The 13,211-nt window shown below is 64.2% G+C and carries 12 protein-coding genes; 5 read left to right on the top strand and 7 right to left on the bottom strand.

The features are described 5' to 3' along the window. Positions 1 to 3: 3 nt before the first annotated feature. Positions 4 to 774: a FadR/GntR family transcriptional regulator gene (locus A9D60_RS06105; protein ID WP_065266770.1), complete on the bottom strand. Its 771-nt coding sequence runs from the start codon at positions 772 to 774 to the stop codon at positions 4 to 6. Between the two features lie 157 nt (positions 775 to 931). On the opposite strand from A9D60_RS06105, the gene A9D60_RS06100 reads away from it, so the two are divergent. The 4 genes from A9D60_RS06100 (at position 932) to A9D60_RS06085 (ending at position 6,713) form a co-directional block, all read left to right on the top strand. Beyond that, complete coding sequence (locus A9D60_RS06100; protein ID WP_065266769.1) at positions 932 to 2,140, top strand: aminotransferase-like domain-containing protein; 1,209 nt, start codon at positions 932 to 934, stop codon at positions 2,138 to 2,140. A gap of 165 nt (positions 2,141 to 2,305) precedes the next feature. Next, positions 2,306 to 5,761 (top strand): chromosome segregation SMC family protein, encoded by a 3,456-nt coding sequence (locus A9D60_RS06095; RefSeq protein WP_065266768.1) that lies wholly within the window; start codon positions 2,306 to 2,308, stop codon positions 5,759 to 5,761. 71 nt (positions 5,762 to 5,832) lie between these two features. Beyond that, positions 5,833 to 6,297 (top strand): YbjN domain-containing protein, encoded by a 465-nt coding sequence (locus A9D60_RS06090; protein WP_254656634.1) that lies wholly within the window; start codon positions 5,833 to 5,835, stop codon positions 6,295 to 6,297. Positions 6,298 to 6,368: 71 nt separating this feature from the next. Then, positions 6,369 to 6,713, top strand: coding sequence for a hypothetical protein (locus A9D60_RS06085; protein ID WP_254656633.1), 345 nt, complete (start codon positions 6,369 to 6,371; stop codon positions 6,711 to 6,713). Position 6,714: 1 nt separating this feature from the next. Here A9D60_RS06085 and A9D60_RS06080 read toward each other — a convergent pair whose 3' ends face one another. From A9D60_RS06080 to A9D60_RS06065, 4 genes are all read right to left on the bottom strand, one after another. Further along, on the bottom strand, positions 6,715 to 7,884 hold the full coding sequence (locus A9D60_RS06080) for a lytic murein transglycosylase (protein ID WP_065266765.1): 1,170 nt from the start codon (positions 7,882 to 7,884) through the stop codon (positions 6,715 to 6,717). 46 nt (positions 7,885 to 7,930) lie between these two features. Next, positions 7,931 to 8,842, bottom strand: a complete 912-nt coding sequence (cbiB, locus tag A9D60_RS06075; RefSeq protein ID WP_065266764.1) for an adenosylcobinamide-phosphate synthase CbiB — start codon at positions 8,840 to 8,842, stop codon at positions 7,931 to 7,933. Then, the gene (gene cobD / locus A9D60_RS06070) at positions 8,839 to 9,801 is read right to left on the bottom strand and encodes a threonine-phosphate decarboxylase CobD (protein ID WP_083194110.1); all 963 of its coding nucleotides are present in this window, start codon (positions 9,799 to 9,801) and stop codon (positions 8,839 to 8,841) included. The genes cbiB and cobD overlap by 4 nt, the downstream gene beginning before the upstream one ends. A 128-nt stretch (positions 9,802 to 9,929) precedes the next feature. Next, positions 9,930 to 10,904 (bottom strand): glutathione S-transferase family protein, encoded by a 975-nt coding sequence (locus A9D60_RS06065; RefSeq protein WP_065266762.1) that lies wholly within the window; start codon positions 10,902 to 10,904, stop codon positions 9,930 to 9,932. 214 nt (positions 10,905 to 11,118) lie between these two features. Between A9D60_RS06065 and A9D60_RS06060 the strand changes: the two genes are divergently transcribed. After that, complete coding sequence (locus A9D60_RS06060) at positions 11,119 to 11,487, top strand: hypothetical protein (protein ID WP_065266761.1); 369 nt, start codon at positions 11,119 to 11,121, stop codon at positions 11,485 to 11,487. A 9-nt stretch (positions 11,488 to 11,496) separates the two neighbouring features. Here A9D60_RS06060 and A9D60_RS06055 read toward each other — a convergent pair whose 3' ends face one another. Next, positions 11,497 to 12,027: a L,D-transpeptidase family protein gene (locus A9D60_RS06055; RefSeq protein WP_065266760.1), complete on the bottom strand. Its 531-nt coding sequence runs from the start codon at positions 12,025 to 12,027 to the stop codon at positions 11,497 to 11,499. 2 nt (positions 12,028 to 12,029) lie between these two features. Next, entirely contained in the window at positions 12,030 to 13,202 is a 1,173-nt protein-coding gene (locus A9D60_RS06050; protein WP_065266759.1) for a MalY/PatB family protein, read from the bottom strand. Between the last annotated feature and the right edge of the window lie 9 nt (positions 13,203 to 13,211).

The raw sequence follows: 13,211 nt of genomic DNA, 5'->3' as shown, positions 1-13,211 counted from the left end.
CCTTCACCCCTTCCCGGTCTCATGCTCCAGCCGTTGCTTTGCCACTTCGGCGTTGCGTTCGGCGCGCTGGTGGTCGGTGAGGGCCTGTTTCACATAGTCCAGATGCGCCTCGACCGCGGTGCGGGCGGCTTGCGGGTCGCGGGCCTGCAGGGCGGCGTTGATGGCGCGGTGCTGTTCCAGGAGCGCCTCATAGGTGGTGTGCTGCTGGAACATGATGCGGCGGTTGTAGAAAACACCTTCGCGTAGCAGATCGAACATCGAACGCATCATGTGCAGCATGATGACGTTGTGGCTGGCGTCCATAATGGCGGAGTGGAACTGGGCATCGAGCTTGGCCGCTTCCTCGGACACGGCGGGATTGCCGGCTGCTTTCATCTTGTCAAAGATCGCCTGGATCACCTGCAGGTCATAGTCTGACCCGAAGCGGGCAGCGCGCTCGGCGGCCAGCCCCTCCATGTCTCGGCGGAAGTTGAGGTAGTCGAACACCGCCTCGTCATGGGTGGCGAACAGCTGGATCAGGGCAGGCGAGAAAGCGGACCCTAGGACATCGGCGACAAACACGCCGGAACCGGCCTTGGAGGCCAGCAGGCCGCGTTGCTGCAGCTCGCCGATGGCGTCGCGCAAGGATGGGCGGGAGACGCCGAGCCTTTCGGCCAGTTCCCGTTCGGCTGGCAGCCGTTCGCCGGGCGAAAGAATGCCGCGCAGGATCAGCTGCTCGATCTGCTTGACGACGGAGGCGGAGAGTTTTTCTGGCTGGACTTTCTGGAAGGGCATCTGGTCGCTCTGGCGGATTGGTCAATTTATATGACCACGCGGGGCGGATGGCCGCAAGAGCGGAGCGCATCACGAAGGCTGTAACAATAGGTCAGTATTATTGACTTTAATTTGGCGCCGCCTACCGTGGCCCTAGTTGTTGAGCGAGGGGAGAGCCATGCAGCTGGACCAGATATTTGCCACCCGCAACAGCCGGATGAAGGCGTCGGAAATCCGCGAGCTTCTGAAACTGCTGGACCAGCCGGATATCATCTCCTTTGCCGGCGGTATCCCCGATCCGGCGTTGTTTCCGGCGGATGAGTTCGCCGAAGCCTTCAAGACCGCGCTGGCACCGGACCGGCAGGCGCAGGCGCTGCAGTATTCCGTCAGCGAGGGCTACCTGCCGCTGCGCCAGTGGATCGTGGCGGAGATGGCGAAGATCGGCATTTCCTGTGAGCCTGAGAACGTGCTGATCACCTCTGGTTCGCAGCAGGCACTGGATTACTTGGGCAAGCTGTTCCTGTCGCCGGGCGATACAGCGCTGGTCGGCTGGCCGACCTACCTGGGGGCGCTGGCGGCCTTCAACGCTTATGAGCCGCGCTATGACCGGCTGTCGCTGAACGGGAACCGCACTGCGGAAAGCTATGCCGAGGGCGCGGCAGCGGCGGGGAGTGCAGTGAAATTCGCCTATCTGTCGCCGGACTTCGCCAACCCGACCGGGGAAACGCTGGACCGTGCCGGACGGTTGCGGCTGTTGGACATCGCGGGCACGCTGGACTGTGCGGTCATCGAGGACGCGGCCTATCAGTCGCTGCGCTATGACGGGGCGCCGGTGCTGCCGGTGCTGGCGCTGGAGATTGAACAGAAGGGCTCGATCGAGGATTGCCGGACGATCTATTGCGGCACCTTCAGCAAGACGCTGGCGCCGGGGGTGCGGATCGGCTGGGCAGTGGCGGCCAAGCCGGTGATTGCACAGATGGTGCTGCTGAAACAGGCGGCGGACCTGCATACCTCGTCGATCAACCAGATGGCTGTGCATGGCGTGGCCGAGACCTGTTTCGACGCACATGTTGAGCAGCTGCGCGCGGTTTATCAGCGCCGCCGCGACGTGATGCTGGCGGCCATGGCGGAACATATGCCGGAGGGCGTGGAGTGGACCCGGCCCGAGGGCGGGATGTTCATCTGGGTGACCCTGCCGGCTGGCATGAGCGGGGCAGACTTGCTGGCGCGTTCGCTGGAGACGGAACGGGTAGCCTTTGTCCCCGGTCAGGCGTTTTTTGCCGACGGCAGCGGCCAGAACACGATCCGGTTGAGTTTCTCCAATTCCAACCATACAGCCATCGAGGAAGGCATTGCCCGGCTGGGGCGGTTGTTGCGGTCAGCCTGACGCCTAAACTCCCCTGGCTTGGCAAAACACCGCCGGGTCCTGCGGGTTATCCACAAGATATGGTGTGTTTTGAGCAGAATTCACCCCGATTTGGGGGTGCGGAGCGTTGACTCAACGGGTAGGAACCGCTGAACTTTCTCGATACGGAATCACGAAGGGGCAGCTTTGCGGTTTTCCAAGCTCAGGCTGAACGGCTTCAAAAGCTTTGTTGATCCTACCGAACTGGTCATTGCCGATGGGCTGACAGGGGTTGTGGGGCCAAACGGTTGCGGCAAATCCAATCTTCTTGAGGCATTGCGCTGGGTGATGGGGGAAACCCGCGCCAAGGCGATGCGCGGCGGCGGCATGGAGGATGTGATCTTTGCCGGCACCTCGTCGCGGCCCGCGCGCAACTTTGCCGAGGTGAGCCTGAACATCGACAACTCCGAGCGGCTGGCGCCTTCGGGCTTCAACGATGCCGACGGGTTGGAGATTGTGCGCCGGATCACCCGCGATGTGGGCAGCGCCTATAAGTCCAACGGCAAGGACGTGCGGGCGCGCGATGTGCAGATGCTGTTTGCCGATGCGTCTACCGGTGCGCACTCGCCGGCTCTGGTGCGGCAGGGACAGATTGCCGAGCTGATCAACGCGAAGCCCAAGGCGCGCCGCCGCATTCTGGAAGAGGCTGCGGGGATCTCCGGTCTCTATCAGCGCCGTCACGAGGCGGAGCTGAAGCTGAAGAACACCGAGGCCAATCTGCTGCGCGTCGATGACGTGATCGAGCAGCTGGCGGCGCAGCTGGCGCAGCTGGCCAAGCAGGCACGGCAGGCGCAGCGCTACCGCGAGATCGGCGAGAAGCTGCGGCTGGCCGAGGGCATGCTGCTGTACCGCCGTTGGCGCGAGGCGGATGAGGCGCGGCTGGCCTCAGAGGATGAGCTGCGGGTGCGGGTTGAGCAGGCCGCCAAGGCGGAGGCGCTGGTGCGTGCCGCTGCCACCCAGCGCGGCACGTTTGAGGGAAAACTGCCCCCCCTGCGCGAGGAAGAGGCCATTGCGGCAGCCATCCTGCAGCGGCTGGTGGTGCAGCGCGACTCGCTGGGTGATCAGGAGGCGCAGGCGCGCCAGACTATCGAACGGCTCAGCAGCCGGATCGTGCAGCTGGGCAACGATATTGAGCGTGAGACCGGCTTGAACAAGGACGCGGGCGAAACCATCGAACGGCTGGAATGGGAGCAGCGCGAGCTGTCCAAGGCCGGCGACGGCTATGATGGAAAACTGGCGGAGGCCGCGGAGCTGGCGCGCGATGCGGGCTCGATTCTGCAGGCGCGCGAGGACCATCTGGCGCAGGTGACCGAGGACGTGGCCCGTCTGGCAGCCCGCCACCAGTCGGCGCGGCGCGCGGTCGAGGACTGCCAGCGCGCTTTGGGCCGTTCCGAGGGCGAGGCGGAGAAAGCCCGCGCTGCCCAAGGCGAGGCGCAGGAGGCGCTGGAGCTGGCGGCAGAGAAGTTTGAGGCGGCTGTCTCGGCTGAAGAAGAGGCGCGGGAAGCCTCGGAGATGGCAGAGGAAGCACTGGAAGCGGCGGATGAGGCGCGCACTGAGACCCAAGCCCGCGAGGCTGAGGCACGCTCGCAGCGCTCTGAGGCTGAGGGCGAGCTGGGGGCGCTGCGCGCTGAAGTGACCGCACTGGCCAAGCTGGTGGAGCGCGACACCGCCGAGGGCGGTCAGGTTCTGGACGAACTGACCGTTTCGCCGGGCTATGAGAAGGCGCTGGGTGCTGCGCTGGCTGATGATCTGCGCGCGCCGCTGGCGGATGCCGACGGGCCGACCGGCTGGCTGTCCCTGCCGGGCTATGACCGCGATGCGGCGCTGCCGGAGGGCGTGCAGCCCTTGGCGCTGTTTGTTTCCGGTCCCGATGCCCTGTCGCGCCGGGTGGCGCAGATCGGCCTGGTGGATGGCGATGCAGCAGCGGGTCTGCAGGCGCAGCTGCAGCCCGGACAGCGGCTGGTGACGCTGGAAGGCGACCTGTGGCGCTGGGACGGCTACCGCGCCTGGGCCGAGGACGCGCCCAGTGCAGCAGCCTTGCGGCTGGAACAGCTGAACAAGCTGGAAGCGCTGAAGCAGGAGATGGAGCGGGTCAGCGCCAAGGCTGATGGTGCCAGGGCTGCGCATGAGACGCTTCTGCGCAAGCTGGAAGAGGTGACGCTGGCCGACCAGAACGCCCGCCAGGCCCGCCGGGTGGCGGATCAGCGGGTGGCCGATGCGGCCCGTGCGCTCAGCCGGGCCGAGGCCGACCGCAACCTGGCAGAGGGCAAGCTGGAAACCCTTGGCATTGCGGTGTCGCGCCATGAAGAAGACGCGCTGAACGCCAGCCTGCAGCTGAAAGAAGCCGAAAAGGCGCTGGGGGAACTTGGCGATCTGGACCAGGCCCGCACCGCGGTTGAGGATATCAAGCAGTCGGTTGAGGCGGCGCGGATCACCATGCTGACCCATCGTTCCAGCCATGACGAGCTGCGCCGCGAGGGCGAGGCCCGCACCAAGCGCGGGCAGGAGGTGACCAAGGAGCTGTCCGGCTGGCGCCACCGCCTGGAAAGCGCCGAGGCGCGGATCGAGGAGCTGGCGGAGCGCCGCGAAGCCTCGCAGGAGGAGCTGGAGGAAGCCAATGCGGTTCCGGCGGAAATCGCCGAGAGACGCGAAGAGCTGAACGAGGCGATTTCCGAGGCGGAGGCGCGTAAATCCGCAGCCACCGAGGCACTGATTGCAGCTGAGGCTGAATTGCGCGAGGCGGTCCATAAGGAGCGCGAATGCGAGCGGCTGGCGTCGGAAGCACGCGAAGCGCGGGCGCGTTCCGAGGCGCGCAGCGATGCGGCCAAGGAAGCCGTCACGCAGGCCGCGGGCCGGATCATCGAGGCGCAGCAGATCACCCCGCAGGCGCTGCTGGAGAAACTGGGCGTGTCGCCGGATGAAATGCCGGCCTCGGATGATCTGGAGCACGATGTGGACCGCTATAAGCGCCAGCGCGATGCTTTGGGGGCGGTCAACCTGCGCGCCGAGGAAGACGCCCGCGGCGTCCAGGACGAACACGACACGCTGGTCGCCGAGAAACTGGACCTGGAAGGCGCGGTGAAAACCCTGCGCGACGGGATTTCCAGCCTCAACCGCGAGGGCCGCGAGCGGCTGCTGACCGCGTTCGAACAGGTGAACAACAGCTTTGCCATGCTGTTCACCCATCTGTTCGGCGGTGGCGAGGCCAACCTGGTGATGGTCGAAAGCGACGACCCGCTGGATGCGGGGCTTGAGATCATGTGCCAGCCGCCGGGCAAGAAGCTGTCGACCCTGTCGCTGCTCTCCGGCGGTGAGCAGACGCTGACCGCGATGGCACTGATTTTTGCGGTGTTCCTGTCGAACCCGGCGCCGATCTGTGTGCTGGACGAGGTCGACGCGCCGCTGGATGACGCCAACGTGACCCGCTTCTGCGATCTGCTGGACGAGATGTGCCGCCAGACCGATACCCGCTTCCTCATCATCACCCACCATGCGGTGACGATGGCACGGATGGATCGGCTTTTCGGCGTCACCATGCAGGAAAAAGGTGTCAGCCAGCTCGTTTCGGTTGACCTCAAGAAGGCAGAGGCGATGGTGGCCTGAGTGCTCGCGCAGAGGGGATTTGCGTCGGCGCCTGTTTGCAAAGACGAAGATTTTTGGAGTGACAAATGAATATGCTGAAAGCAATTACCGCTGCTGCGGTTCTGATGTCCCCGGCAGCCGCGATGGCTGACAATGTGGTGGCAAAGACCGGCGAGAGCGTCGCCAATTTCTTCAAGGACGAAGGTGCCGAGGTCGAAGTGACCATTGACAGCGTGGGTGATCCTCTCCTGAAAGTTGACTACTACGGCAACAATTTCACCATCCTTTATTATGGCTGCACTAACAATTCAGATTGTGAAGTTGTGGAGTTTTACTCAGGATACTCGACCAAAGGAAGTGTCAGGCTGGCAAAGATCAATCAGTGGAACGCGGAAAACCGGTTCTCACGAGGGTACATCGACGATGACGGAGATGCTCGCCTTGAGATGGATGTGTTCCTGGGCGATAATGGTATGAGTGCGGATGATTTCGCCCGCACGATCGGAATCTGGAACCGCGCGATGCAGGACTTCGAAGAGTTCATCGACTGGAACTGAGGCCCGGTTGTCACCGCATCGTGACAACCGGCTGCAAGATCAATCGTTAGGGTGGGGGCATGAATTGGATCATGCCCCTTTTCCTTTGCCTGACGGCAGGCAGCGCGGTGGCTGACAGCTGGCAGCTGCGTCCCGGCGACACGCCTTTCGCGCAGGCGGAGCTGGAGGCTCTGCCGGGCCAGTCGTTCCGGTTTTTCGACGGCGGCGAGTCGCAATACAGCAGCGGCGGGGCCTATGCCTATACTTATTCCGCTGAAAATGGCGGCGGCACCGCTTGGGGCACTTACCGGATTGCCGGTGATGGCAGTATCTGCGTGGACTTCACCAATGGCTTCAGCCGCTGCGATCTCTATGTGCGCAACAGCGGCCGGGTCATCCTGATTACCCGGCAGGGCGAACGGTTCCCCGTGCGTTAGATTAGAGCTTTTTCAGCAGCGTCGGCGTGGGCCAGGCGTCGGCGGGCAGGCCGAGACGCTGCTGTTCTTTCTGGACCGCGACCCGGGTGCGGGCGCCAAGGATTCCGTCGATGTCACCCACGTTGTGGCCGCGGGCCTGCAGTTTCTGCTGCAGCTGCTTCATCTGGGTGCCTGTCAGTCCGCCATCGGGCTTGCCTGCTGCGTAGACGTCAGCGCCCTGCAGCCGGTTGGCAAAATAGGCGGCGGTCAGCACATAGGTGAAGCTCTGGTTCCACTCGAAATAGACATCGAAGTTTGGATAGGCGAGGAAGGCGGGCCCCTTGTGACCTTGCGGCAGCAGCAGCGAGGCGCGCATCGCAGGGTCCGGCAGTTTTCCGTCACGGGCGGAAACGCCTAGCTTGCGCCACTGCGCCACGGATTTCTTCTGGGCGGTGCCGCTGAGGGACAGGTCCAGGTCTTCAGGGATTGTGACTTCCTGCAGCCAGGGCTGGCCCGGTTGCCATCCCAGTTGCGACAGCATCCGCGCGCCGGACATCAGCGCATCAGGAGCCGAGGACTTCAGGCTGACCTTGCCGTCACCATCAGCATCGACGCCATGCTGCAGGATGTCGCCGGGCAGCATCTGCACCATGCCGATCTCACCGGCCCAGGCTCCGGTTGTGCGTTTCGGGTCGAAGTTGCCCTGTTTGAACAGCTCCAGCGCGGCAAACACCTGCGGGCGGAACAGTTCCGGGCGGCGGCAATCATGGGCCAAGGTGATCAGCGCGTCGCGGGTGTTGAAATCGCCCTGATAGCCGCCGTAGTCGGTCTCAAACGCCCAGAAGGCCAGCAGAACGCCGCGGTCGATACCATAGGTGCTTTCGATCCGCTGGAAGGTGGCGTCGTGTTTCTGTGCCATCTGGCGGCCGGTTTTCAGCCGGTTCTGCGAGATCAGGCGGCGGGAAAAATCGATAAAGGGTTTCTGGAACACACCCTGGCCGCGGTCGGCCTTGAGCACGCGGGTGTCCTGGCGGGTGCCGGCAAAGAAGGCATTGACCGTCGCGGTGTCATAGCCGGCCTGAACAGCCTCTTCCTTCATCAGTTTCACGAAATTCTGAAAACCGCCGCCGCACTGGGCCGACGCTGCAGCAGGCAGCAGGGCCGCTGCGAGGACAAAGGGCAATAGGCGCATGGTTCTGGCGCTCCTTGGTCTTACCGCTCCCACAGGGTCTTATGTGCTAGAAAACCACGGCAATGGCAACCGCCAGGGCCAGCGCAAGCGCCCAGGTTTGCCAAAGGAGCGCAACGGAACGGGTGATGGTTTCGGCGCTGGCGCTCTTGGTGCCCTTGGCGTGCACCCAGGCGAAATCGCGCATTTCGCCATCATAGGAGCGTGGGCCTGCCAGCGAGGTGTCGAGCGCCCGGGCCATTGCAGCCTCGGGCCAGCCCGCGTTGGGCGAGCGGTGCTTGCGCGCATCCCCGGCAATGGCGCGCCAGTGGCGCAACTGGCCGCCGGCGGCGGCGATCAGCAATCCGGTCAGCCGGGCCGGGATCAGGTTCAGCAGATCATCCAGCCGGGCAGAGGCCCAGCCGAAGTCTGCGTAACGCTCGTTGCGGTAGCCAATCATGCTGTCGGCGGTGTTGATCATCTTGTAGATGATCAGCCCCGGCAGCCCGGCGATCAGAAACCAGAAGGCAGGCGCAATGACGCCGTCCGACAGGTTCTCCGCACCGCTTTCGATGGCGGAGCGCGCGGCCTGCGGTGCGGTCATCGCGCCGGTGTCGCGGCTGACGATCATTGCCACGGCCTGGCGGCCCTCCTCCAGGCTGCTGAGCAGGCCCTTGGCAACCGCGGCAACATGTTCGGTCAGGGACCGCTGGGCGATCAGGGCGGCCGCCACCAGAATTTCGATCAGTGTCCCGGGCAGGGCCAGCAGCTTGCCCGCTAAAAAGCCTGTCAGAACCAGGGCCGCTGCCGCCAGCACGCCTTTGGCGCGGCGGCTGGGGCCGGTGTTGAGCTGGCGGTCGAGGAAACCGACCATCCTGCCCATCAGCACCGCTGGGTGAGGTACGCGCGACCACAGCCATTTCGGCTCGCCAAAGACGGCGTCCAGCAGCAGGGCAAGGGCAAGCATGCCTGCGGTGCTCACAGCGCGGCCTCCAACCGGTCCCAGCCGTCCGCTGGCGGCAGCCCAAGGCGCAGGAAAGTCTTGGAATAGGGGAAGATGCGGCTCCAGATATGGGCGCGGGCCAGCTTTTGCTGCCAGGCAGCAGCATCATCCACGTTGTAAAGCCGGAACAGATCGGTGCCGCCGGCCAGGCTGGCCCCATTGGCGAGCACCAGTTCGTCCAGCCGGGCTGCGTCCTGCCGCAGCCGGGTGCGGGTCGCCTCGGCCCAGGTGTGGTCCTGCAAGGCCTGCGCACCGGTGCGCAGCGCCGGGCCGGAGACCGCCCAGGGACCCTGCCAAGTGGCCAGCTGCGCGATCAGCTTGGGGTCGCCGATGGCAAAGCCCAGCCGCATACCGGCCAGGCCCCAGAATTTGCCAAAGCTCTTCAGCACGATCACGCCGGGGCGGGCGGCCATGCGGATCAGGCTTTCGCCCGGGCACACATCGCAGAAGCTTTCGTCGATGATCGTCAGCGGTGCGGTAAGCTCGTCCTCGCGCCACATGCGGCCATCCGGGTTGTTGGGATGCACCGCCACCTTGGCCTCGGCAGGCCCATGCACCCGGACAATCCAGCCGCGGGCCTCAAAGGCGGCGGCGTGTTCGTTGTAGGTGGGCTTGGTGATCTGCACCCAGCGCGGCTCGGCAAGTGCGGGCAGCGCAGCAATCAGCGCAGATGCGCCGGGGGCCGCCAAAACAGCGGTTTCCTCTGGGATGTTCCAGAAGCTGCGGGCGGCCTGCTCCAGACCGGCCAGCGCATCCGCATCCGGCAGCGCCCCCCAATCGCCGGCACTGAACTGGGGCAGCGGGTAGGGGTGCGGGTTGATGCCGGTGGACAGGTCGATCCAGCCGTCGCGGCTGCCGCCGAATTCGGCGATGGCTGCGCTCAGGTTGCCGCCATGGTCGCGGGGCTGTGTTGCGGGGTCGTGAGAGAGGTCATGCATCGCGGTCGCCACCGGTGAGAGTTCACACCGGCCACTGCCGGCTGCCATCTGAGACACTGCGCGTATTAACCTATGCTGCGCGGGGCGTGAACTCCCTATTTACAGCGGGGCAAACGCAAACGCGTGAGTCAGCCGCGCCCGTGCGGTTCCTGCCAGTTGATCTCAGGGTTGGCGGGGATGATCCGGTGCGGATTGATGGTGTCATGGCTGTAATAATAGTGGCGCACGATGTGCTGCATGCCAACGGTCCCGGCCACCCCCGGCCACTGGTACAGCTCGCGGGTGTAGGCCCAGAGGTTCGGGTAATCCATCAGCCGTTTGCGGTTGCACTTGAAGTGTGTGTGGTAGACCGGATCGAAACGCAGCAGCGTTGTGAACAGCCGCCAGTCGGCCTCGGTGATGCGCTGGCCAAGCAGGTAACGGTGCTGCGACAGCAGGTCTTCCAGCCAGCCCAGGCTCTCGAAAAGCGGTGCGACAGCCTCATCATAGGCCTGCTGCGAGGTTGCGAACCCGCATTTGTAAACGCCATTGTTGATGGTGCTGTAGACGCGGGCGTTCACGGCCTCAATCGGCTCGCGCAGCTCTTCCGGCCAATAGTCATCGCTGTTGCCGGTGATCCCGTCAAAGGCCGAATTGAACATGCGGATGATCTCGGCGCTTTCGTTGGAGACGATGGTGCTCTGCGCCTTGTCCCACAGCACCGGCACCGTCACCCGGCCGGTATATTCCGCATCGGCACGTGTATAGACCTTATGCATGTGCGAACTGCCGAACAGATCATCGCCGGTGGCGCCATGTTCGTCAGTTTCAAAGGTCCAGCCTTCCCCCAGCATGTCGGGATGCACGACGGAGACAGAAATATGCTCTGCCAGCCCCTTCAGCTGGCGGAAGATCAAGGTGCGGTGGGCCCAGGGGCAGGCCAGCGAGACATAAAGGTGATAGCGCCCGCTTTCGGCCGCGAAGCCGCCCTTGCCCGACGGGCCTGCGCTGCCGTCGGCAGTGACCCAGTTGCGGAACTGCGATTCGCTGCGCTTGAAGGCGCCGCCGGTGGATTTGGTATCATACCACTGGTCGTGCCATTTCCCGTCGATCAAAAGGCCCATCGCGTCTGCTCCTGCTGCTTTGCTTGGCAAACATATGCGGGCAAGGGGCGTGCGCCTATGCAAGCCAGCGCGCAGGCCTTCTGCACCCCTGCACAGGAGCAACAAAATTGCGCGGCCGTCAAATTTTCGAAAATGTTCACTTGATTTTATATATTTGTGACGCACCGTTGAAAGAAGGACCCGTGTAAACCCAAGCATCTGGAAGGCCGCTGCCATGAACACCTACGTACCCAAAGCCGTGCAGGAAGCGCTGGACACCGCCCGCCTGCAGGGGATGCGGCGCAAGAGCCGTTTGCGGGTGATGGCGGACAATGAGCTCTATCCGGTGCTGCGGCTGTGGAAGACAGGGTTCTCGGTTGAGGCGGAGACTGCGCCGATGCTGCGCGGGCTGGTCGATATCTATGATGGCGCCCGCCATGTCTCGCAATGCCTGATCGTGGCTGGCGAGGAAGAGGGCGGCGAGATGCGCTATGAGTTCAAGCGCTCCACCCCTGCCGCCGACAAGGCGCCGGTGGATTTCTACAAGTCGCCGGACGGGCCTGCGGGGCTCATCCCCTTCGACCAGTCGCAGGGCAAGATCTGAGCCGCGGGGTCAGGGGCGGATTTCAACCTCGGTTCCGATCTCTGCCAGGCGCCAGAGCGTTTCCATCTGTTCGTTGCTGACAGCGATGCATCCGGCGGTCCAGTCGCCGGGCAGGGTGACAAGATTGCCCACCGCATTCGGCTGCCCGTGGATGAAGATATCGCCGCCCGGGCTGACACCTGCGGCTCGCGCGCGGATGCGGTCCTCGGGCTGCGGATAGTCGATCCCGAGGGATAGGTGATAGGCGCTGTCCGGATTGCGCCGGTCGATGCGGAAGACACCCTCCGGCGTTTTGCCGTCGCCCTCCTGCTGTTTGTCGCCGTCGGGGGTAAAGCCAAGCGCGATAGGGAACTCCAGCACTGTCTCGCCATTCCGGCTGGCAGTCAGGCGGCGGGCGGATTTCTCGATCAGGATGCGGTCTATCCGGTCCACCGCCGCGGATTGCGGCGGCGGCGCAGGACGCGGGGCAAAGGCTTGCCAGGCCATCCAGGAGGCGCCGGTCAGAACAACCAGCGCAAGGAGGCGCAGCAGGCGCTTCATGCTTATTGCAGGTCCGAGAAGGCTGCGGTCAGACGGCGGCAGGCTTCCTCCACCCGCGACCGCTGGGTCGCCAGGTTGAAACGCTCCATGAATTCGCCGCCGGTGCCGAAACCGTCACCGGGCGAGGTGGCGATCCTGGCGTCTTCACGCAGCCGCTTGATGAATTCCTCGCGGCTCATGCCGGTGCCGGAGAAATCGACCCAGGCCAGGTAAGTGGATGCCAGCGGCAGCGACTTCAGACCGGGCAGCGCGTTCACAGTCTCGTCGAACAGTTTCCGGTTGCCCTCCAGATGCGCGATCTGGGCATCGACCCACTCGGCGCCTTCGGGTGAATAGGCGGCGGTGATCATCGCGACGCCGAGGGCACTGGGGTCATAATCCAGCGTGTTCTGCTTGTGCCGCATTGCCGCGCGCAGGTCCGGATCGGGGATGATCATGTTGCCGGTGCGCTGGCCTGCGATGTTGAAGGTCTTGGAGGGCGCGGTCAGGGTCACGGTCCAAGCGCGCGCCTCGGGCGCGGCCACGTCCATCGGCACAAAGGTGCTGCCCGGGTAGACCAGATCGTGGTGGATTTCGTCCGAGACCAGGACCAGTCCGTTGCGCTTGGCAAATTCCGCCACTGCCCGCAGCTCCTCCGGCGTCCAGACCCGGCCCGAAGGGTTCTGGGGGGAGCACCACAGCAGCAGTTTCTCTGTGCCGTTCAGACGTGATTGCGCATCGTCCAGGTCCAGATTGTAGGTGTCGCCGTCCCGTGCCAGCGGGCATTCGGTCACCTTGCGGCCTGATTTGTTCACCTTGTGGGCAAACTCATGGTAGACGGGCGAGAAGATCACCACACCGTCGCCGGGCTGGCTCCAGACATCGAGGCAGAGCGCAATGGCGTTGCCGAGACCTTGGGATGTCAGGATCCAATCGGTCTCAATCTCCCAGCTGTGGCGGTTCTTCATCCACCATTGCACCGCTTGCAGATACTCGGGATGCTGCCAGGAATAGCCGAACACGCCATGCTCCGCGGCCTTTTTGACGGCCTCGATCACGCAGGGTGCGGTTTCATAGTCGGAGTCCGCCGTCCACATTGCCAGACCGTCCTCGGGGGAGACGCCGAACAGCTGCTCCATCTTGTCCCATTTTGAGCTGTGGGTGCCGCGGCGGTCGGTGGGTTTGTCAAAATTCATGTGGTGAAC

The sequence above is a fragment of the Leisingera sp. JC1 genome (assembly GCF_001679925.1).
GTDB lineage: Bacteria > Pseudomonadota > Alphaproteobacteria > Rhodobacterales > Rhodobacteraceae > Leisingera.
Note: the sequence above shows the minus strand (reverse complement) of the source record. Positions and strands in the feature narration are given on the sequence as shown.

What these genes read in the sequence shown, in the direction of transcription:
- A9D60_RS06105 (WP_065266770.1), bottom strand. Translation starts at nt 774, where the DNA reads ATGCCCTTCCAGAAAGTCCAGCCAGAAAAACTCTCCGCCTCCGTCGTC.
- A9D60_RS06100 (WP_065266769.1), top strand. Translation starts at nt 932, where the DNA reads ATGCAGCTGGACCAGATATTTGCCACCCGCAACAGCCGGATGAAGGCG.
- A9D60_RS06090 (WP_254656634.1), top strand. Translation starts at nt 5,833, where the DNA reads ATGCTGAAAGCAATTACCGCTGCTGCGGTTCTGATGTCCCCGGCAGCC.
- A9D60_RS06085 (WP_254656633.1), top strand. Translation starts at nt 6,369, where the DNA reads ATGCCCCTTTTCCTTTGCCTGACGGCAGGCAGCGCGGTGGCTGACAGC.
- A9D60_RS06080 (WP_065266765.1), bottom strand. Translation starts at nt 7,884, where the DNA reads ATGCGCCTATTGCCCTTTGTCCTCGCAGCGGCCCTGCTGCCTGCTGCA.
- cobD (WP_083194110.1), bottom strand. Translation starts at nt 9,801, where the DNA reads ATGCATGACCTCTCTCACGACCCCGCAACACAGCCCCGCGACCATGGC.
- A9D60_RS06065 (WP_065266762.1), bottom strand. Translation starts at nt 10,904, where the DNA reads ATGGGCCTTTTGATCGACGGGAAATGGCACGACCAGTGGTATGATACC.
- A9D60_RS06060 (WP_065266761.1), top strand. Translation starts at nt 11,119, where the DNA reads ATGAACACCTACGTACCCAAAGCCGTGCAGGAAGCGCTGGACACCGCC.
- A9D60_RS06055 (WP_065266760.1), bottom strand. Translation starts at nt 12,027, where the DNA reads ATGAAGCGCCTGCTGCGCCTCCTTGCGCTGGTTGTTCTGACCGGCGCC.
- A9D60_RS06050 (WP_065266759.1), bottom strand. Translation starts at nt 13,202, where the DNA reads ATGAATTTTGACAAACCCACCGACCGCCGCGGCACCCACAGCTCAAAA.